Here is a 19,762-nt window from a genome sequence, read left to right on the forward strand (position 1 = left end):
CTAATGGCGCTTCATGTAGACTCCCGAGATTGGACCCTCCGCACGACCCACAATCGAGACGACATGTGGGGGCTTGCGGACGAAGAAGGAATTCAGGCGGCACGGGCGGCGTACCCGTCTGGCTGGCTCTTTCTGACCCGCGACTCCGCGACCAGAGAGCTGGTTCGTCTCGCCGCCGCGACCGGCGGCGAGTGGGAGCTAGAGGAACTCGCGCACGAACTCGACCAAGGAGCCGACAGCGTCGACCGAAGCCTGGACGACCTCGTCGAACTCCACGTATTCCGCAAAGACGACGGGACGTACCGCCCGAACTCGGAGAGCGTTATCGCCAACACGGTCGCACAGTTGCGCGGTGCGGCGGACGAACGCGGCGCGTCGGACGGTTTTCGTGACCTGACACGACCGAAGGAGGTACGACTGCTGTTGGACGCACTACTCGCTATGGATCAGAACGAGGTGTTCACGCAGGACGACCTTCACCAACTCGTCGGCCTGTCCCGAAAGTCGGTGTGGATGCACGTCGAACCGCTGGCGGACCTCGGCGTTCTCACTGAGTCGGGTGACGGCTACAAAGTAAATGAGTCGAGCTCTGTGTTCGCTCAAATCAGAGCGTTGAACGCGGCGGTCCTCGGTACCGCACTCTCTCCTTAAGCGTCTGCGTTTGACCGAGGTCAGCGCCGACGTAGCGCTCTTCCCATTCGCGTCGCGCTTCGATTTCCCGCGCTCCTCGGCGGGTGAGCGTGTAGTAGTTCGTCCGACGGTCTCGCTGTCCCTTCTCCACCAACCCTTTATCGACGAGTGAATCGAGATTCGGATACAGTCGGCCGTGATGAATCTCTTTCTCGTAGTACGCTTCGAGTTCTTCTTTGATGGCGAGGCCGTGTGGGGTTCGTCCAGACCAGCGATGACGTACAGAAGGTCTCGCTGGAAACCAGTCAGGTCGTGCATGGTTCTCCCTAGACCTACAGAATCATGCAATAGACAAAAGAGTAATGGCCAATCCCAACCTACCCCGACGCTGTCTTCCGATTTCATGTTTCACGTCTCGACTATTCTCCTACCGAGTACCAGTTGTTCGAATGACATAAGATGGCTCTCTCCAAACTCTATAGATAGTTCCTCACCCGTCACGTCTCGGGGGCGGACACGTCGAAATACGGACGCCTTCCGAACGAAAGGACAGCTTAAAACGTCCGTTTTGAGACCTGTCGGGCACGATTCCGAATTAGTCGGATGAGAGATGCGTTCGTTTATATCTATCAAAATCGAGTTTATTCAACCCCGTATTTATGCCCATGTGTCTGGTTATCTCTCGCATGGCAACACGGGACGACACTCCCGACCTCGAAACGTACCGCGCTTCGCTCGGTCACGAAGTCTCGGACACGCATCCCTCCCTCGCGAACGAACTGCGTGCCGTAGTCGATGGTGACGTCCGCTTCGACCAGTACACGCGCATCCTGTACGCGACGGACGGCAGCATCTACCAATCCCAACCCGCGGGGGTCGTCTACCCGACCGATGTCGAGGACGTACGAGCGGCGGCGCGCGTCGCTGCAGACCACGACATGCCCGTCCTCCCGCGCGGTGCCGGTCGTCGCTCGCGGGACAGACCGTCGGAAAAGGGTGTGTCGTCCTCGACTTCTCGCGCCACATGGATTCCATTCTGGACGTCGCACCCGACGAGCGCCGAGCGGTGGTCGAACCCGGTGTCGTGCAGGACGACTTGGACGAGTACCTCGCGGAGTGGGATCTCAAATTCGCGCCCGACCCGGCGTCCTCCAACCGGGCCACGGTCGGCGGCGGCATCGGCAACAACTCCACCGGCGCGCACTCGGTTCGCTACGGCATCACCGACGCGTACACCGCCGAGTTGGACGTCGTCCTCGCCGACGGGTCGCTGATTCACACCCACGACGTCAACTGACGGCGAGGAGTGGGACGAAATCGTGAAACGTGACGACAGGGAGGCCGAACTGTACCGAACCGTCCGGGGACTCGTCGAGGACAACGAGGACGCTATCGAGGAGCGCTATCCGACGCTCAAGCGCTCGGTCAGCGGCTACAACCTCCACAAGGTGATTTCCGAGCGGGACGGAAACCGGTACATCAACCTCTCGAAACTGTTCGTCGGCGGCGGAGGGAACGCTCGGTATCGTGGTGCGCGCGACGCTGGGATTGGTGTCGCGCCCCGACGAAACCGCGCTCGCGCTCTACTGTTTCGACGACCTCGTATCGGCGATGGAGGCAGTTCCGGAAGCCCTCGAATTCGACGTGAGTGCCGTCGAGTTGATGGACGACGAGGTGTTCCGCCTCGCCCGAAATTCGACGGAGTTCGCGGAGTACGCCGCCCCGATTCCGGAACGGGCGGAAGCCGCCCTGATGTTGGAGTTCGATAACGAGCTTCAGAACGACTTCGAGGACGCCATCGCGGAGACGAACGCCAACTTCGTCCACGCGGGCGAGGCGTTCGACGTGCTCGAAGCCTACACGCCCGGAGAGCAGGCGGACCTCTGGAAGCTCCGCAAGGCCGCGATTCCGCTGCTGATGAGCATGGAGGGCGACCCGAAGCCGTATCCGTTCATCGAGGACGCGTCGGTGCCGCCGGAAGAACTCGCCGAGTACGTCCGCGAGTTCATGGACGTGCTCGAAGATCACGATACCACGGCGGCCTACTTCGCCCACGCGGGGAGCGGCACGCTCCACATTCGACCGATTCTGAACCTCAAAGACGCCGAGGGCATCGAGACGATGCACTCTATCGCGGACGACGTGACGTCGCTCGTCCTCGCCCACCACGGTTCGTTCTCCGGCGAACACGGCGACGGACTCGCCAGAACGGAGTTCAACCCGAAGATGTACGGCGAGCAACTGTGGACGGCGTTTCAGGACCTCAAGACGGCGTTCGACCCCGACTGGCGGATGAACCCCGGAACGGTCGTGTTTCGGGACGAGGACGAAGCCGACATGCGAGAAAACCTCCGTTACGGGCCGGACTACTCCTCGCTGGAGCCGACGACGGTGCAGGATTTCTCGGCGGAGGGCGGCTTTTCGCACCTCGTCGAACTCTGCAACGGTTGTGGTACCTGCCGCCAGACCGGAAGCGAGACGATGTGTCCGTCCTACCGCGGAATGAGGACGGAGATGACGACGACGCGGGGACGGGCGAACCTCCTTCGAGCCGCCATCAGCGGCGAGATTCCGACCGAGGAACTGTTCACCGACCGGTTTCAGGAGGAGGTGCTGGACCTCTGTCTGGGGTGTAAGGGCTGTGCTCACGACTGTCCCACCGGCGTCGATTTGGCGAAACTGAAGGCCGAGGTGAAACACGCCGACCACGAGAAACGCGGTGCGGACCTGCGGGAGACGTTCTTCGCGAACGTCCACAGGATTTCGGCGCTCGGGAGCGCGCTCGCCCCGCTGTCGAACTGGGCGACTCGGCTTCCGGGAACGGACGCGATTGCCGAGAGGACCCTCGGTATCGCCCCAGAGCGCGACCTGCCGACGTTCAGTCGGGAGACGTTCGTGGACTGGTTCGAATCGCGCGGAAGTCGCGTGCCGCCAGACATCGCCACCCAGCGGGTGCTGTTCGTCCCGGACACGTTCACGAACTACAGCTATCCGGCACCCGGCAAGGCCGCCGTCCGCGTCCTCGAAGCCGCTGGCGTTCACGTCCAAGTGCCGACCGACCTCGCGCCGAGCGGACGGGCGGCCTACTCGGAAGGCTTCCTCGACACCGCGCGCGAGAACGCGGAAGCGAACGTCGCGGCGCTCGAATCGCGGGTCGACGACGGCTGGTCGGTCGTCTTCGTGGAACCCTCCGACGCGGTGATGTTCCAGGACGAGTATCGGGACCTCGTCTCGAACCCCGCCGTCGAGGACGTCGCGGCGAACACCTACGGCGTCTGTGAGTTCATCGACCGCAAGCGACTGGACGACGACATCGAGTTCCGCGGCGTGGACGAATCGCTCTCCTATCACGGCCACTGCAACCAGAAGGCACTGAATCGGGACCACCACGCGGTCGGCGTCCTGCGACGTGCTGGTTACGAGGTGGACCCCCTCGACAGCGGGTGCTGTGGCATGGCGGGCAGTTTCGGCTACCGAGCCGAACAGTACGACCTCTCGCAGGCCATCGGACGGATCCTGTTCGACCAAGTCGAGGAGAGCGACGCGGAAACCGTCGTCGCACCCGGCGCGTCCTGCCGGACGCAACTCGAAGGGCACGATACGCGGCCGCCCCATCCCATCGAGAAAGTCGCGGACGCGCTGGCTCGTGGCGGGAAGTAGTCTGCGAGCGTGCCGTTGTCGGAACTCGTTTTAGACTGAACTCGCTACATTTGGTTACGTCGTGATTACAACGACCGAGCCGCAATCAAGACCGCACCGCCCGCACGCCTCCCCCCCCAACCGATTCGCTCGGTCGCTGGCCCTCTCCCTCACTCATCCCTCGCGCACGTTTCTCGCGCGCGCCATCCGACCGGACAGGCAGCTCGATACGATCAGCACGGCGCGCGACGTCCTCGTGAACGAATGTGAGCGAGCTCGTCAGAGCGTTGCTCTGACGGTGGCGCACGCAGTGCGCCCGCGCGAGGGATGAGCGGAACGAGTATCACGAGTGGAGTGAATCGGCTGGGGAGGGTCGTGGTACTGTGCGGTTGCGGTACGGGAGCGGTGACGGTATTCACGCGGCTCGGTCGCTGCATTCATAATCGAGCCAGCGTGGTTCTCTCGAAGCGAACGGTCAGAGGGCTTTCTATGACTGTATCGCAGTTGCTACGATCTCTGAACCCAAAAAGCAGTACGATAAGAGCACATCACGGACCAAGTGAAGAAACCGGATTCGTCTTCACCAACCATCCTTATAAACGATTAAGGTATCGGCGTTCGATTTTCGAGTATGAAACTCGGGACTGGGCTGTTCACCTGTCAGCGACGCCCGGACGACGACCGTTCGATGACCGAGATTTACGACGAGATGCTGGAGTTGGGCGAGGTAATCGACGCCTCCGGACTCGACAGCATGTGGGTGTCCGAACACCACTTCGCCGAGGACGGCTATCTCCCCTCCACCATGCCCTCGCTCGCGGCGCTGGCCGCCCGAACCGAGAACGTCGAACTCGGTTCCTGCATCGCGCTCGCCCCGCTCTACGACGGCGTTCGACTCGCGGAGGACGCGCGACGGTCGACCTGCTGTCCGATGGCCGACTGACTGTGGGTCTCGCCATCGGGTCGAACCCCCGCGAGTTCGAATCGTTCGGCGTCCCAACGAGGAGCGCGTCGAACGCATGACGGACCTGACGGAACTCCTCCGTGCCTCGTGGTCGGACGGGGAACTCGACTACGACGCCGAGTTCCACGACGTCTCGCCGGACGTGAGCGTGACGCCGAAACCCGAGTCGGAAATTCCCATCATGTACGGCGGCGGCGTCAAACCCGCCGTTCGACGCGCGGCACGCGTCGCGGACGCGTGGTGTGCGCCTTCCTCGCTCTCCATCGAGGGAGTCCGAAAGCGCAAGGAGGACATCGAGCACGTTCGGAAGGAGGAAGGAATCGAGGGCGATTTCGAGGTGTACGTCCTCCAACACGGGTTCGTCGGCGATTCGAAGGAAGAAGCGTGGGAGGCGATGAAGCCCGGTTACTTCTACATCCAGCGACGGTACGCCGAGATATTCTCCGGCGAGTCGGTGGACGAACTTCCGGCAGAACGACAAGAAGAGCTAAAAGAACAGGCCATCTTCGGCACGCCCGAGCAAGTCACGGCGGAGTTGAACGAGTACCGCGACGCGCTGGGCGACGACGTTGCACTTCATCTTCCGAACGTACCACCCCGGAATCGGTACCGAGGCGATGGCCGACTGCGTGGAACGACTGGGTGACGACGTCGCACCGAATATCCGGTAGTTTTATACCACAGGGACGCACAACACACCCCACCATTTCCGCTGTTTTACGGCCGCGCCGGATGTGGAAAACGGGGTTCGGTACGGACGAGACGCCGAACGTTCGTGGAACGTTCGACGTCAGGGCCAGAGACCACGGATACGATGGGCCTCGCCGATTCGGGAGAGGGCGACGGAATACGCACCGTCGCGCCACGACACGTTGCGTTCTTCGACCTCCCGACGCACGTCACACCACGCGTCGAGCATTTCGGATTCGAGTTCGTCGTGCACGCGTTCGAGCGACCACTGACGCCGATTGATGTCCTGTAACCACTCGAAGTAGGAAACCGTCACTCCGCCCGCGTTGGCGAGGATGTCCGGAATCACCGGGATACCTCGTTCCGAGAATACGGAATCGGCGGACGATGTCGTCGGACCGTTCGCACCCTCGACGACGAGTTCCGCCTGTACGTCGTCCGCGTTGGCCTCGGTGAGGACGTTTCCGACCGCCGCCGGAATGAGCACGTCCACGTCGAGCGTGAGGAGTTCCTCGTTGCTGATTCGGTCGTCGGCGTACTGGGTGACGGCCTCGGGTTTCTCGTCGTGAGACGGACGTCCACGGTGTCGATACCGTCGGGGTCGTACACTGCGCCGTTCACGTCCGAAATCGAGACGATGGACGCCCCCCATTCGTCCAAGAGACGGGCGGCGTTCGCGCCGACGCTTCCGAACCCCTGTATCGCAATCGTCGTTCCGTCGAGTCCCAAATCGTAGTGTGCACACGCCTCGCGCGTGATGAGCGCGACTGATCGACCGGGCGCTTCCTCCCGCCCGTAGGACCCACCGATGACCGGCGGTTTACCGGTGACGACGCCGGGTTCGGTTTCACCTTCCTGCATCGAATACGCGTCCATGAACCACGCCATCGTCCGGGAATCGGTTCCCATATCGGGGGCCGGAATATCGCGCTTCGGCCCGACCGTGTCCCGAAGTTCCTGTGCGAATCGACGTGTCAACCGTTCGTGTTCGGTCTCCGAGAGTCGCTTCGGATCGACGACGAGACCGCCTTTCGCACCGCCGAAGGGGATATCCATGACGGCACACTTCCACGTCATCCACATCGACAGACCGATACACTCCTCCTCGGTGACGCCCGGATGATACCGGATTCCACCCTTGTAGGGACCACGAACGCTGTCGTGTTGCGCACGATAGCCGGTAAATACCTCGATGGACCCATCGTCCCGTTTCAGGGGAACGGCGACGCGATGGACGTGCGATGGATGGCGCAACCGCTCGACGATGTTCGGATCGATGTCCAACCCGTCCGCCACTCGATTCAACTGCCGACGAGCGGTTTCGAGCGCCGATTCATCGGTACCGTCGTTCGATTCGTCGTCCGCTGGCCGTCGGCGCGAGTTCACTGTGTTAGATGCCATCGGTGACTCATTCGAGTGGTGTCCGTCGGTTGCGAAGGTGAACGTTACAGTCATCACAAGCCCCGGGATGATGCGCCGCGGTCACGATAGCGCCACATCGCGGACATTCGTACTCCGATTCCGTCGTCGGGTCGTAGTCTACATCTCTCATCAGGAGTTCCTCCAATCGACGACGCACGGACGGTGATACCGACCGCTCGTCGCCACGTGATGCAATTTTTGCGACGGGAGAAGTAATCGGATGTTGAATAGAGAGCCATTACGTTACAAGCTTGCCTAGATAGTCAACCACCATCCGGAATCGAAGGGATTCGGTCGAAGACGGTTGCGAGGAGCTTTCGCTGTACCTTCCGCATGTGTTCGTAGAACGCGGCTGACGAGATGTCGAGCATGGCGGCGACGGCCGCTCCGTCGTTCGTCCGTGGGGAGTCGAAGTAACCGCTGTAGTACGCCGTCTGGACGACTTCGAGTTGCCGTTGAGTTATATCGGACAGAAATCGCGTTCGGAACTGGTTGGAAGTGACCGGTTGTCGTTCTCGCTTCCGTCGGGCGACGAGTTCGGACGACGGATATACGTCCGAGAAGACCTCGTCGATGGTCCGAACCGCGACCGGTGAGGGAACGGACACCGTCGCAGTCGTGTCGCCACCATCGGAGTGGAGGCGTTCGAGCGTCGCTCCGGATTCGGCCAACCTCGTCGCGATGAACGGGGACGTGAGCGTCAACTGTACCAATCCGCCGTCGGTGTCGGTGGAGACGACGCGCGCGGATTCGATGGCGACGACGGAGTCCGCACTCGCCACGATGTCTGCTGGGGAACGACCCGAGACGGTGACGAGGATTCGAACACCGGAGTCGGATTCGCGGACGCCGCCCGTTAGTTCGAGGGAGCAGTCAGCCCGTTGTGAGAGCACACGGAGAACACAGTTGGAGTCCGTTATCTCGTAATCGAGTTCGACGACGGTGTCACTCACGAGCGCCCGCTTTCGCTCGACGGTCTGGATAGCCGACGCGATGGTCTCTCCGAGTTCGGAAAGGACGACCCGCGCCCTGTCGTCGAACGCATCCGGGCGACTGGCGTACACCGTCAGCGTACCGTAGGCGACATCCCCGTGGTTCAATGGGACGCCGATTATCGATTGAAATCCGCGCGAGATCGCTTCCCGTCGCCACGGTTCCCCCGATAAACCGCTCGCCACGTTCGAAACGACGGTCACGGAATCCGTTGCCGCCGTTCGACCTGCGGGGTCGCCGGAAGCCGTGAAGTCGGCGGCGTCGAGATACCCTCTATCGTCACCCGCCCAAGCGCGTGGTTCGAGCGAACTCCGACCTGGGTCACGGTCACCGACCCATGCGAAATCGAATCGATCGCTGGCGGTCAGTAGTTCACAGACCTCGGCTTCGATCTCTTCGCGCGAGTCCGCACGAACGAGCGCACGGTCGATCTCCCGAATGATCCCGTTCGTCCGGTTCAACCGGGAGAGCTGTCGATTGCGACGCTGGAGTTCCCGGTCGCGTTCGCGGAGTTCGTCCTCACGCTCGATGCGGTCCAATGCCGCTTCGACCGTCGCCGCGAGGAGGTCGATGATCTCCCTCGTTACTTCGTCGAGCGTCCCACGTTCGTCCGCGGCCACGAAGACGCCGTGATTACTAAGCGGGATGAAAAGCCCACTTTGCTGCTCGATGGCGGTTCGGGAGAACACGTCGGAGTCGGTCACGTCGTCGAACGCGAACGTCGTCTGCTCGACGAACGTCCGACCGAGCGTGCTGGATTCGTCGAGACGAACCGTCGGAAGCGTTCCGTAAGCGGATTCGATAGCATCCGTCGCTGCGGCGGGCCACAGTTCGTTCGCGTCGGTGTCGAAGAGGTAGATGGCACAGTCGTCGACGTCGAAGATATCGGTCACGTCGTCGATGACGAGCGTGGCGATCTCCCGTCCTGTTTCGGCGTAGAGAAGGTCACGGCTCGTGCGATGGAGTGCGGTCAACGCACGCTCGCGCGCCTTTCGTTTGGTGATGTCGCGGCAACTGTAAAGCGTCGTTCCACCCTGAATGGAGACCCGCTTGACGTTGACGAGAAGCGTGTGCTCGCGTCCCGCTTTATCCGTCGCGGTACACTCGATGTTCGTGAGGAGCCCGTTTGAGTCGAGCGTCTCCCGGTCGAACAAGTCCTCACCGAGGAGGGCATCGATACTACCGAGGCTCCGGATCTCCTCGACCGAATAACCGAAGATGAAGTGTACGTTCGGACAGACGTAGGTGAACTCGCCAGCGTCGTTCGTGACCAGAACGGTGTCGGTCATGTTGTTGAGCGTAACCCGGTGGAGTTCCTCCGACTCCCGAAGCTCACGTTCCAAATGGGCGCGTTCGGTCACGTCGAGTGCCTCGACGACGACACTCACCACCGTCCCGTCGCGATCAGTGACCGGGCGGAACGAAACGTCGAGGTCGATACGGCCATCGGGACCCTCGAACGCCGTCTCGAACCGCTCGATATCGCCGTTCCTCGCCGTTCGAACGGCGTTTCGGATCTCGTCGGAGTTCGTCTCCGAATCTCGCCACCAGGGGGAGTCGGCGAACGGCGTTTCGAGAACCGACTCCATCGAAGCGTCGAGGAAGGCACGGGCGGTACGGTTCGCCCGTCGAAGTGTTCCGTTCGGAGCGACGACCCACATGAACGCCCGTGGATCGTCGAACAGCGCATCGAACTGACGTGCACGATGGCGTCGGGTTCGGTTCGTACGAAATTCGACGGCGGCGTTCCTGATACGTCGGAAAAGGTCGTCGGTCAACGAAGGGTCGTCGTCGATCGGGATGTACTCCGTAACATCGGCGGCGACCGCGCTACTCGCCACGGATTCGTCGCCGTCGGAAGCGAGAAGCACCACGGGAATATCGGAATCAGCGGCTCGAACGGTTTCGAGGAAGCTCACACCGGACATATCCGGCAAGTCGAGGGAACAGACGATACAATCGACAGTGCCGGGCTGAGACGAGAGCCACTCGTATCCGTCGCGGCCTCGCACGGCGGTCGTTACGAGAACGCCCTCGGCGTCCGAGAGTCCGGAGACGAGGGAGCGTCTCCGGTTCGGATCGCCGACTACGAGTACTGAGATGGGTTCCACATCCAGGGGTGGATCGGCGGAACGTCGTGTCGGATCCATCGTCGGATGTGAGACGAGCAACGGTTAAATCACGTTGGTCCACAGGCGAAGCGAGAGGACGAGGACGGTGTCACGTCAGAGACGTTAACGATCTCACACGGATTCCACTGACTGCGTACGGTTCCAATCTGTTTGGGAAGAATAATTCATTACTTCCGCAATGAAAAGAAACTCCGGCGAGGGGAACGAACGGTCGAGTATGGCATCGAACCAGACGGTACGAACCGCCGACGAACCGCTCGACGTGCGATTTACCGAGGCGGAACTCGAAGCCGAGCACGAACGAATCCTGTCGTTCATCGAGGAACACGTGAACCGTGACGAGGAGCGCATGAGCGTCACGCGCGAACTCGATACCGCCGTCGTCGGCCTGTCCGGCGGAATCGACAGCACGCTGGTCGCGTATCTCGCCGTCGAAGCGCTGGGAACCGAGAACGTCTACGGCGTCGTGATGCCGAGCGAAGTGAGCAGCGACGAGACGATGAGCGACACCGAGGCGCGTGGCCGACGACCTCGGCATCGACTACGACGGCGTGGAGATAGGGCCGATAGTCGATGCGATAACGGACGCGCTTCCCGACCACGGAGACGACGACGACCGGATCGGGCGATTCCAACGCGACATAACGGCGGTCCGAACGCGGACGCTCGTGGAGTACTTGAACGGGATGGAGATGAGCGGCGTCGTCGTCGGGACGAGCAATCGGAGCGAATGGCTGACCGGCCACTTCGACAAGTACGGCGACGCGGCCGTCGACTGCCAACCGATCCTCCACCTGTACAAGCGTCAAGTTCGTCAGCTATCGGCCCACGTCGGCGTCCCCGACCGGATCGTCGAACGGAAGGCGAGTCCGGAAATCGGTGCCGCGGGAACCGACGAGGAGAACCTCGGTGCTAGCTACGATACCATCGACTCCGTCCTCGCGCTGACCATCGACGGACCGGTTTCGCCGGGACGGACGGCCGAACTGGTCGGCATCGGGGAGGAGACCGTCGAGTCGATCATCGCCCTCTACGAGCAGTCGGAAATCGAGCGACGATTCGCGCCCGCACTCGACGCACCCGTCGATCGAGTTCGATAAGGACCAAAAGGGGCCAACAGGTCAGTCGACGAAGAGCGTTCGATCGACCGAGGTCTCGTTTTCGTCCGTCGAGGAACGACTCGGAAGCCGCGCCAGCAGGCTCATCAGCGCTGCCCCACCTCGTAGCAAGGTCGGTTCGAGCGCGTCGGGAATACGGTCGCGCGACGAGAGGAGCGACGAAAGGCCATCACCCCGCGACTGCTGGGCACGTATCGTCTCCTCCACTGCGGGGCGACGGACCTGCTCGACGCGTCGGAGGAGTCGCTCCGGAAGCGGACCGTCACCGCGACGAATGACGGGCGTGAGCAGGCGATGTGCGGCGAGCGCGTCCTGAATCGCCAAGTTGTTCCCTTCGGCACCGATCGGCGAGGCGACGTGGGCGGCGTCACCGACGAGCAGGAAGCCGTCGTCGGTCCATCGTTCCGCAAGATCGGAGCGGATGGAGAGTAGGGAACACTCGTCGAACGAGGTCAGATATTCGTCGATATCGCCGTCGAGGGCGGGTTCGATGGCCGAAACCGTCTCCCGAAAGTCGGCGATACCGCGGTCGCGCAGGGCTGGATAGGTGCCTTTCGGGATGAGCAACCCGTACTGGGATTCACGCTCGCTCAGCGGGGAGTACACCAGGACGCCCTCGTCCTCGACCCGGATGTGCGTCGTGAAGTCCGCCGCCGCACACGGCAGTCGAAACCACACCACCTCGGTCCCCGTCTCGTTCATTCCCGAGTCGATTCCGGCGACCTTTCGGGTGGACGAGAACCGGCCGTCTGCGCCGACGACCAACCGACTTCGAATTTCGAGCGACTCACCGCTCGGGCGGGACGTCGCGGAAACCCCCGCGACCGAACCGTCTTCACGGAGGAAACCGTCGAACGTCGTTCCGCTGTGAAACGTGAAGGTGTCGTACTCCCGTGCACGTTCGATGAGGAGGCGAAGCAACGGCGGTTGCTTCAACAGGAGGACGTAGCGCTCGTCGAAGTCGAACACCGGATACGATTTGCCGTAGGCGACGACGGTTCCCCGGGTGATAACCTCGTGAGGGAGGTCTCGATGGCATCGAGGAGGTCCATCTCGGCGAAGAGACGCGGAAGCGGCGGGCGAAACCCGTACCCGCGGAACTCCCGGTCGAGCGTCCGCTGGCGTTCGATGAGAACCGTTTCCACGCCGCTTCTGGCCAGCAGATAGCCGAGGACGGCACCGGCCGGACCAGCACCGACGATCACCACGTCCGCCAACTCGTCGGTCATCGCTGTGGCCCCACGGACGGAACGATATCGACACGTCCGGTTTCGGGAAACCGACGGACGTGGACCGGAAGGGACGGCTGTGAAGGGAAGGAGATCATCGGATGGGGATTCCGAAAACGAAGACAAAAGGTTTCCGGGACGGTATAATCCTATTTGGATTATACTCCGTGCGAAACGTGGTGACCGTCGATACGAGCGGCGGAACTCCGGAGTGAACATCGCTACACCTATGGGTCGAGGTGCGGCAGATTCCGAACGAGCGTGGTCAGAACGAAACTGAATCGCTTTCGACTCGCCGATGTCGCACAGCAGTTCCTCGGAGCGTTGATCCTCGGTGCCGGGTTCATCATCCCGCCGGACGTGTGGCTCGTCAGCGAGCAAATGTCCACGGTTCGGGTTCTCTTGACCCTCGTACTCGTTTCCGGAATCGCCTATCTGGGGCTCTACTCCGCCGACCAGACCCACGACGTCGAGCGGGAACGAACGGTCGGTGGGGTACCGCTTCGCCTCGTCTCCCTATTCGTCGTTTCCGGACTCACGGCGACGGCCATCGTGGTGTTCTTTCGGGAACCGTCGTTCTACGGGGCGACGCTCGGAACGACGCTGAAAGCGATCCTCGTCACCAGTCTCTTTACGACCATCAGTGCGACAGTCGCCGATTCGGTGCTGTAGGTGTCGGTGTCATAACGAGGACCGCCCGGCGTTAAAACGTCGGATGAGGTGCTCGACCGGAATTCGTTTCCCGATTTCGAACAGGACGAGTGCGCTGGCACAGAAGACGAGTCCGGTGGAGAGCAGCGCGAACTGTGGTGATAGCCCGAACTGGGTGAAAAAGAGCGGGTTATCCCAGATGCTCGTGATGGCGTGAAACGACTGGAGCGGCGTCACCGTCGCGCCGAGCAGGAACAGCACGCCGACGAGGGTACCGCTCCCACAGAGAATCCGAAGGATGATGCGGTGGGAGACGACCGGATTTTCGCGGATGTAATTCCGGGAGAGCCAGAGACCGGCCAGCGCGAGGACGAACATGCCACCGACGACGACGGCCGACCCGCGGATGGACCTGGACGTACGTCACGACCTCGGTGACTTCTTCGGAGACCTTAGAGAGTAGCAAGCCGAGCGGGGAGGTTTCTCCTGAACCGCTGTACACGAGGAACGTCAGCAGGAGGTTGAAGACGAACGCGCCGCTGGCGGAGTAGGTGACGAACTTTCGGAGATCCATCTCGGCGATTCCGGCGGGGATAGAGATGGCGGCACGCATCAACGGCAACATCCGACCCCAGAAGACGGAACTCTCGCCCCAGTGCCCGAACCACCGTTGGCCGCGCTGAATATCGTCGTCGGAAACGTGGACGAGATAGCCCCAGCGACCGAGGACGTACTCGCTGTTCTTTCCGATGACGTAGTACGCGAGGACGCTCCCCACGGTCGCTCCGAGCGTCGCGTCGAGGACGAAGAGGCCGAAGGAAAACGGATCGTGGACGAGTTGCGTGGCCGCGAACGGGACGACGAGTTCGCTGGGTGCGAAATGCAGGATGAACCCCGTTTCGAGCGCCATGTACACGAAGACGGCGAGATAGCCGTAGTCGGAGACGAACGAGAGAACGGCGTGAGTCACCCAGTCAAACATTCGAGCGAATCTAGCGTTAGAACGGCTATCAACTTACTGGTAGCGCCAACGATCCGGGGTTCTCGCGGGAGAAGTGTCGGCCGGTTACGTGGGAAAGCCATTCGAAGACGACGACGCTGACCACTCGCTCACTGGGACTGCGTCGGTCAGAATCCGTACGCGTCAGGATCCATCTCGTGTATCGCCGGAACGCGTCGGAGAAGCGGATGAGCGGCCCAAAAAATCGCCATCGAAAACAACCCGGCGGTCACCCCGACCATTACGAAATCGAGTCCGATCGTTGCGGCGAGCATTCCGCCGAGGAGGGAACCGACCGGTTTTGCGATGCCGGTGACGCTGTACACGACGGCAGTCACACGTCCGAGGAGGTGGTCGGGAACGAGCGACTGGATCATTGCGATGAGTATCGTGTCCATGACACCGATCGGAACGAACGCGAGACAGACGAGGACCGTCGATAACGGTATCCACTGAACCCGAACCGCGGCGAGCCATGCAACACCGCCCAGGCCGTAGCCGACCGCACCGAGCAGATGTATCGGTATCCGTTCGAGTTTCGGCGCCGCGAGAGCCCCGACCAACCGTCCAGCGGAGAGTCCGGCGAGGAACATCCCGTACGTCCCTGCCCCGCCGTGTGCTTTCCCGAAAGCGGGAAGTACTGCAATCGTCGCGTAGGCCGCGACACCGGACAGGACGAAGGTGACGAGAATCGGGACGAGAACTGTAGCTCGGATATACCGGATACCCTCACGCAGTTTCCCGGCGTAATCACCGACTGCCGATGACGATGGCTCGTTGTTCGATCGCTCCGCGGTAGGAACGCGAATATCGGCAAAGACGAGGGCAGCGATGGCAAACGTGGCGGAGTCGATGAGATACAGCCAAACCGGACCGACGAGTGCGATGAGTACACCGCCGACGGCGTTGAAGAGGAAATCCACTCCGCCATAGGCGAAGGAGAACGCCGAATTCGCATCGACTAACTCGTTCGTTTCGACGATTCGAGGGAGTGCAGCGCTCTCCGCGGGATAGACGATTTCGTTGACCAGCCCGGCAATCGGAATGACGAGAAGCACCGTGGGGACCACGAATCGATCCGTGACGACCGCCAGCGGTACGGCCAGAACGAGCACACATTGAACGAGTTGGGTTCCCAACAGCGTTCGCCGAAGGCTCCATCGGTCGACGAGCGGTCCGGTGAGGACCTGAAACGTCTGCGGAAGGAGGACCAACGCACCCGCGAGACCTGTGTAGAACGTCGAGTCAGTGAGGGAGTAGACGAGCCACATCGCCGCGATGTAGTAGAGACTGTCGCCCGCGTTCGTGACGATTCGACCGAAAAACAGCCGTCGGAACGTCGGGTTTCGGAAGAGCTCTCGCATCACTCGAACCACTCGCAGGGCAGCCATAAATGTAATCCAAACGATATTTCTGTTGGCGGAGGAACAAAATAGTCGTTCTGTTCAGCAGCCGTCAGAACTGGAGACGCCGAACGTCTCGTCGACGTGGACGGTCAGCGACGACGTATCGACTCGAAACGTCACGTCCACCCGGAGCGGAGTTCGGTTAACGACGGTCACCCTCTCGGGGGAAAACTCCGAAAATCTCCAAACGGGCACGCTCTCGGACGACGATTCCGTGTTCGCGGTAGAAATTAGAGACGGTCGGATTTGCGAGCAAAAGGGCGTGGTCGAGCGCAAGTCCGGCATCGGCACCGCATCGTTGACACTCGAACGAGACCACCGGTTCGCCACGGGAATGGCTGGTATCTTCGGATTCGGTCGCTGACGTCGAGACGTACTCGTCGGCTCCGACGGTCGCACCGTCGGTTGCATCCGACCGTTACAGTACGGACAGAAGCCATTGATAGCGTTTCGTGATATCGTTCGGATATATCGGTCCACGACCGCGGGAATCGCGTCGTGGTCGTACCCTGAAAAGACGGACGGTGGTGCTGGGACGTTCCATCCGGATGGACACGAGGAACAGGAGTCACAGCCGATGCGGATGGTTTCGCTTTCGTATTCGATTCGCAATCGGTCTCCGCTCGTTTCACATTGGTCGTTCAATTCGACCGGGTCGAGCGTACCCCGTGCCGTGTATATTCCGGACGCAATCGCACCGCAGACGTGTTTGCCCGCTTGGGTGAGCCGATACGTACCCTCCGCTTCCTCCTTGGTGACGAACCGACCCACGAGCTTTCCGAGATGATAATTGAACCCGCTCGATTCCCGTTCCCCGGCGGCGGTTCGCAGTTCTGAAAACGTCATTCCGGAATCGTCGCCCTCCCAAAGCGTCTGTAAAATCGTGAGGCGAGTTCCGTCGGAAAGGGACGTAAACACCTCGTGAGGTTCGGCTTCGTGGATAAACGGGTCGCTCATGGGCTACCTTGGGGACGTTTCGGCATAGCGATATTGGGAGCGTTCTCGACAACCCCAGACACAGATCGTACGTTCAAAACGTACATTTGCGAAAGACATAAATACGTGTACGCTTCACGTATGGATGGCGATGCCGAGATGAGCAACACCACGCCGACGACCGAACTGTCGATGACCGCGCTTCCTGCGGTGGAAGGAGAACACGGAACGAGGACGAACTGATGACAAACTGGGCACCCGATACCGACGACGACCGAATCGAACACATCGTGGAGGACGTGCGTGACCGTCCCGAGGTCGCCGATGTGGAGCACGACGACGAGACGATAACCATTTCCTTCGACGAGCAAACGACGTTGCCCGAGGGCTTCGACGAATGGGCCGACGCCAACGACCTGCTGATTCGTGACGTCGAGGTACGTCCCGAGGACGACGGCTTCGCCGTTCACCTCACCTTCACCGACGAAGTCGAAGCACTGTCGTCCCTCCGATCCGGAGTGGACAGCCTCCGTCGATACCTCGACGCGGACCATTCCCCTGCCACACGGCGCAAGGCACTGATGGCCGCCCGCGGACCGTTCGCACGGGCGAAGTGGAGTCGGTTCCGCGGGGGCGAACCCGAGGGAATCGACGGATTTCACGCCGCCTGTAACCACCTCCGTCACCGGCACGGCACGGGGAGACATCCACGATCTCGGTTCGGCGACGACGATCAGGGACGGTTCCGGTCGCGACAATAGTTCCGGGATAAATTCGAGCGCACATCCGCACACTCGAACCGGCGGTCGTGCGTCGATCGTCCGGAATCCCGTGATTCGACTCCCGTGATTCGACTCCCGAACGCTTGGGACCGCGTTACGGAAACCGTTTTTTCTTGAGCAGTGCTCGGTCAGTTGGACGGGAGTACGTCTCAAAGATAGAAGTACGTTTGGAGCGTACATCATACAGTATATTTAAATATATGTACGTCTCAGGCGAGAGTGGAGACGACAAAATGAGTAACGATTCGAATATGATCGAGGCCGACGACGTCCGCCTCACGTACGCGGACGGGACGGAAGCGGTCCGAGGAGTGAATCTCACGGTACCGAAAGGGGAGTTCTTCGGCTTCTTGGGTCCGAACGGGGCGGGGAAGACCACGACGATAAAGACGCTGACGACGCTGTTACGGCCGACGTCGGGAACGGTGCGGATCAACGGATTCGACACGGACGAGGAATCACGGGCGGTCCGCCAGTCCATCGGCTACATGGCCCAGGAGACCAGCGTGGACCCACACCTCACCGCACGGGAGAACATCCGGTTCGCCTGCGAGGCGTACGGCGTTCCACGTGATGAGCGGACGAATCGCGTGAACGAGTTACTCGAACTCGTCGATCTCGCGGACGTGGCGGACAAACGCTCCGAGCGGTTCTCCGGCGGCATGAAAAAACGGCTCGACGTGGCGACCGCGCTGGTTCACCGACCCCAGTTGGTGTTTCTCGACGAACCCACGACGGGGTTGGACCCGAAGGCGCGAATCAGCCTGTGGGAGTACTTCCGAAAGATCAACCGACAGGGAACCACGGTGTTCCTCACGACGCAGTATCTGGAGGAGGCCGACGAACTCTGTGACCGTCTGTCGGTGATTCAAGGCGGGAAAATCGTCGCGACCGATTCCCCGCAAGCGCTCAAATCGCGCGTCGGCCGACGCCCTCGATATCACGATCGAGGAATCGAACGACGAGGAACGGGCGTGTGCCCGTCGGGTCGCGATCGAATCCGGCTTGTTCGCCGACGCGACCATCGAAACGACCGCTGACGGAATCTCCCTCACCGCGAAGAACGCGCGGCGTAACGGCACCGACCTCCTGCTCGCGCTACGGAACGCCGGTTTCACGGTCGTCGGCTTCGACGTTCGGTCGCCGACGCTCGACGACGTGTTCCTCGCCATCACCGGCGAACACGTGGACGAGGCCACGACGGGAACTGACACGGACGGCGCGTCCGCCGCACCGGAGGTCAGCCCGTGAGCACCACCGAACGAACGGTCCCGACGACGGGGAATAGCTTCGTCGTCGACGTCTGGATCATCCTCAAGCGCTGGCTCATCAAGACGACCCGTGACCCGATGGTGCTGATATTCACCTTGTTCCAACCCATCATCTTTCTCGTCCTGTTCTCACAGGTGTTCGGGGATGCCACCAGCGGTGCACTGGCGCAGTCCCTCGGCGAGAACATCAACTACGTCACGTACCTCGTCCCGGCAATCGTGATTCAATCGGCGTTCTTCGCCGCCGGTTCGTCGGGTACCGGACTGACGGACGACATGGAGACCGGGATGTTCGATAAGATCCTCGTCTCGCCGATCCATCGGGGTGGGATGTTGCTCGGGAAGTCGCTTTCCGAGGTCGTTAGAATCGTCGTGCAGACGCTCATCATCCTCGTCCTCGGGTACGTCCTCGTGTGGCTCGATACCGGCGGTTCGGTCGGCACGTACGTCGCAACCGGTCTGGCGGGCGTACTCGGTATCCTGATTGTTGCGATGGTGTTCTCGATCTGGTTCGCGGCGCTGTCGAACATCGTCGCCGTCGCCACCGGCAACGGTGAAGGAACCATCGTCGCGATGATGATACTCCAGTTCCCGATGCTTTTCCTTTCGAGCGCGTTCCTCCCGATCAGTTCGCTCCCCGCGTGGGTGCAGACGGTGGCGAAAATCAACCCGCTCACGTACGGTATCGACGCCACCCGCGCACTGATGCTGAACCAAGACGTGTCGAACGTCCTCACCATGTCGGGACTCGGTGGCGTCTGGAATACGGTGGTTCCGGCGCTGGCCGTTCTCGGCGGCTCGCCTCGTACTCGGGGTAATCGCGGTCCGATTCTTGAATCGGGCGTCGAGCCCGTAATCCAAAGCCGTATTTTACAGTTCGCGTACAAATATAGGTACAT

Annotated in this window: 13 protein-coding genes and 6 pseudogenes; 9 read left to right on the forward strand and 10 right to left on the reverse strand. The window is 61.3% G+C overall.

All coding sequences use genetic code 11. From position 1 onward, the window contains the following. The first annotated feature begins 3 nt into the window (after positions 1 to 3). The gene (locus A4G99_RS02960) at positions 4 to 651 is read left to right on the forward strand and encodes a hypothetical protein (protein ID WP_223301661.1); all 648 of its coding nucleotides are present in this window, start codon (positions 4 to 6) and stop codon (positions 649 to 651) included. On the opposite strand, the pseudogene A4G99_RS24245 reads toward A4G99_RS02960, so the two are convergent. Further along, positions 605 to 948 (reverse strand): annotated as a pseudogene (locus tag A4G99_RS24245) (PadR family transcriptional regulator). The gene A4G99_RS02960 and the pseudogene A4G99_RS24245 sit on opposite strands and share 47 nt — an antisense overlap. A gap of 368 nt (positions 949 to 1,316) precedes the next feature. Here A4G99_RS24245 and A4G99_RS02965 point away from each other — a divergent pair. Both A4G99_RS02965 and A4G99_RS02970 read left to right on the forward strand, forming a co-directional pair. Next, a pseudogene (locus A4G99_RS02965) lies at positions 1,317 to 4,290 on the forward strand (FAD-binding and (Fe-S)-binding domain-containing protein). Between the two features lie 610 nt (positions 4,291 to 4,900). Beyond that, a pseudogene (locus A4G99_RS02970) lies at positions 4,901 to 5,904 on the forward strand (LLM class flavin-dependent oxidoreductase). Positions 5,905 to 6,023: 119 nt separating this feature from the next. Here A4G99_RS02970 and gdhB read toward each other — a convergent pair. From gdhB to A4G99_RS02980, 3 genes and pseudogenes are all read right to left on the reverse strand, one after another. Continuing rightward, positions 6,024 to 7,324 (reverse strand): annotated as a pseudogene (gene gdhB / locus A4G99_RS02975) (glutamate dehydrogenase GdhB). 7 nt (positions 7,325 to 7,331) lie between these two features. Continuing rightward, the gene (locus tag A4G99_RS25010; RefSeq protein WP_150123015.1) at positions 7,332 to 7,475 is read right to left on the reverse strand and encodes a rubrerythrin-like domain-containing protein; all 144 of its coding nucleotides are present in this window, start codon (positions 7,473 to 7,475) and stop codon (positions 7,332 to 7,334) included. 133 nt (positions 7,476 to 7,608) lie between these two features. Continuing rightward, the gene (locus A4G99_RS02980) at positions 7,609 to 10,488 is read right to left on the reverse strand and encodes a bacterio-opsin activator domain-containing protein (RefSeq protein WP_066139265.1); all 2,880 of its coding nucleotides are present in this window, start codon (positions 10,486 to 10,488) and stop codon (positions 7,609 to 7,611) included. Between the two features lie 331 nt (positions 10,489 to 10,819). Here A4G99_RS02980 and A4G99_RS29345 point away from each other — a divergent pair. Beyond that, positions 10,820 to 10,924, forward strand: a pseudogene (locus A4G99_RS29345) (hypothetical protein); the annotation flags it as partial. Between the two features lie 64 nt (positions 10,925 to 10,988). Continuing rightward, entirely contained in the window at positions 10,989 to 11,570 is a 582-nt protein-coding gene (gene nadE, locus A4G99_RS02985; RefSeq protein WP_342764441.1) for an NAD(+) synthase, read from the forward strand. A 21-nt stretch (positions 11,571 to 11,591) separates the two neighbouring features. On the opposite strand, the gene A4G99_RS02990 is transcribed toward nadE, so the two are convergent. Both A4G99_RS02990 and A4G99_RS26805 read right to left on the reverse strand, forming a co-directional pair. Beyond that, complete coding sequence (locus A4G99_RS02990) at positions 11,592 to 12,557, reverse strand: FAD-dependent monooxygenase (protein WP_223301663.1); 966 nt, start codon at positions 12,555 to 12,557, stop codon at positions 11,592 to 11,594. Next, entirely contained in the window at positions 12,521 to 12,817 is a 297-nt protein-coding gene (locus tag A4G99_RS26805) for an FAD-dependent monooxygenase (protein ID WP_223301664.1), read from the reverse strand. Before A4G99_RS26805 ends, A4G99_RS02990 begins: the two co-directional genes overlap by 37 nt. A 261-nt stretch (positions 12,818 to 13,078) precedes the next feature. Between A4G99_RS26805 and A4G99_RS02995 the strand changes: the two genes are divergently transcribed. Continuing rightward, positions 13,079 to 13,489, forward strand: a complete 411-nt coding sequence (locus A4G99_RS02995) for a hypothetical protein (RefSeq protein WP_066139269.1) — start codon at positions 13,079 to 13,081, stop codon at positions 13,487 to 13,489. A 9-nt stretch (positions 13,490 to 13,498) separates the two neighbouring features. Here A4G99_RS02995 and A4G99_RS26810 read toward each other — a convergent pair whose 3' ends face one another. The 4 genes from A4G99_RS26810 to A4G99_RS26815 form a co-directional block, all read right to left on the reverse strand. Further along, positions 13,499 to 13,705, reverse strand: coding sequence for a hypothetical protein (locus A4G99_RS26810; RefSeq protein ID WP_223301665.1), 207 nt, complete (start codon positions 13,703 to 13,705; stop codon positions 13,499 to 13,501). After that, positions 13,659 to 14,450, reverse strand: coding sequence for a DedA family protein (locus A4G99_RS03000; protein WP_223301666.1), 792 nt, complete (start codon positions 14,448 to 14,450; stop codon positions 13,659 to 13,661). Before A4G99_RS03000 ends, A4G99_RS26810 begins: the two co-directional genes overlap by 47 nt. A 146-nt stretch (positions 14,451 to 14,596) precedes the next feature. After that, entirely contained in the window at positions 14,597 to 15,832 is a 1,236-nt protein-coding gene (locus A4G99_RS03005) for an MFS transporter (RefSeq protein WP_066139271.1), read from the reverse strand. Between the two features lie 81 nt (positions 15,833 to 15,913). Beyond that, on the reverse strand, positions 15,914 to 16,831 hold the full coding sequence (locus tag A4G99_RS26815; RefSeq protein WP_066139274.1) for a helix-turn-helix domain-containing protein: 918 nt from the start codon (positions 16,829 to 16,831) through the stop codon (positions 15,914 to 15,916). 221 nt (positions 16,832 to 17,052) lie between these two features. On the opposite strand from A4G99_RS26815, the gene A4G99_RS03015 reads away from it, so the two are divergent. From A4G99_RS03015 to A4G99_RS03025, 3 genes and pseudogenes are all read left to right on the forward strand, one after another. Then, complete coding sequence (locus A4G99_RS03015; RefSeq protein ID WP_066139277.1) at positions 17,053 to 17,571, forward strand: hypothetical protein; 519 nt, start codon at positions 17,053 to 17,055, stop codon at positions 17,569 to 17,571. A gap of 254 nt (positions 17,572 to 17,825) precedes the next feature. Beyond that, positions 17,826 to 18,843, forward strand: a pseudogene (locus tag A4G99_RS03020) (ABC transporter ATP-binding protein). Then, positions 18,840 to 19,762 (forward strand): ABC transporter permease (locus A4G99_RS03025; protein ID WP_342764442.1); only part of this gene is annotated, 923 nt, incomplete at its 3' end. The pseudogene A4G99_RS03020 and the gene A4G99_RS03025, both read left to right, overlap by 4 nt.

Source organism: Haladaptatus sp. R4, from assembly GCF_001625445.1.
Taxonomy (GTDB): domain Archaea; phylum Halobacteriota; class Halobacteria; order Halobacteriales; family Haladaptataceae; genus Haladaptatus.

Excerpts from the sequence above, each read along its gene's own strand:
- A4G99_RS02960 (WP_223301661.1), top strand. The coding sequence starts at position 4 with ATGGCGCTTCATGTAGACTCCCGAGATTGGACCCTCCGCACGACCCAC.
- A4G99_RS25010 (WP_150123015.1), bottom strand. The coding sequence starts at position 7,475 with ATGAGAGATGTAGACTACGACCCGACGACGGAATCGGAGTACGAATGT.
- A4G99_RS02980 (WP_066139265.1), bottom strand. The coding sequence starts at position 10,488 with ATGGATCCGACACGACGTTCCGCCGATCCACCCCTGGATGTGGAACCC.
- A4G99_RS26805 (WP_223301664.1), bottom strand. The coding sequence starts at position 12,817 with ATGACCGACGAGTTGGCGGACGTGGTGATCGTCGGTGCTGGTCCGGCC.
- A4G99_RS03000 (WP_223301666.1), bottom strand. The coding sequence starts at position 14,450 with ATGTTTGACTGGGTGACTCACGCCGTTCTCTCGTTCGTCTCCGACTAC.
- A4G99_RS03005 (WP_066139271.1), bottom strand. The coding sequence starts at position 15,832 with ATGCGAGAGCTCTTCCGAAACCCGACGTTCCGACGGCTGTTTTTCGGT.
- A4G99_RS26815 (WP_066139274.1), bottom strand. The coding sequence starts at position 16,831 with ATGAGCGACCCGTTTATCCACGAAGCCGAACCTCACGAGGTGTTTACG.
- A4G99_RS03015 (WP_066139277.1), top strand. The coding sequence starts at position 17,053 with ATGACAAACTGGGCACCCGATACCGACGACGACCGAATCGAACACATC.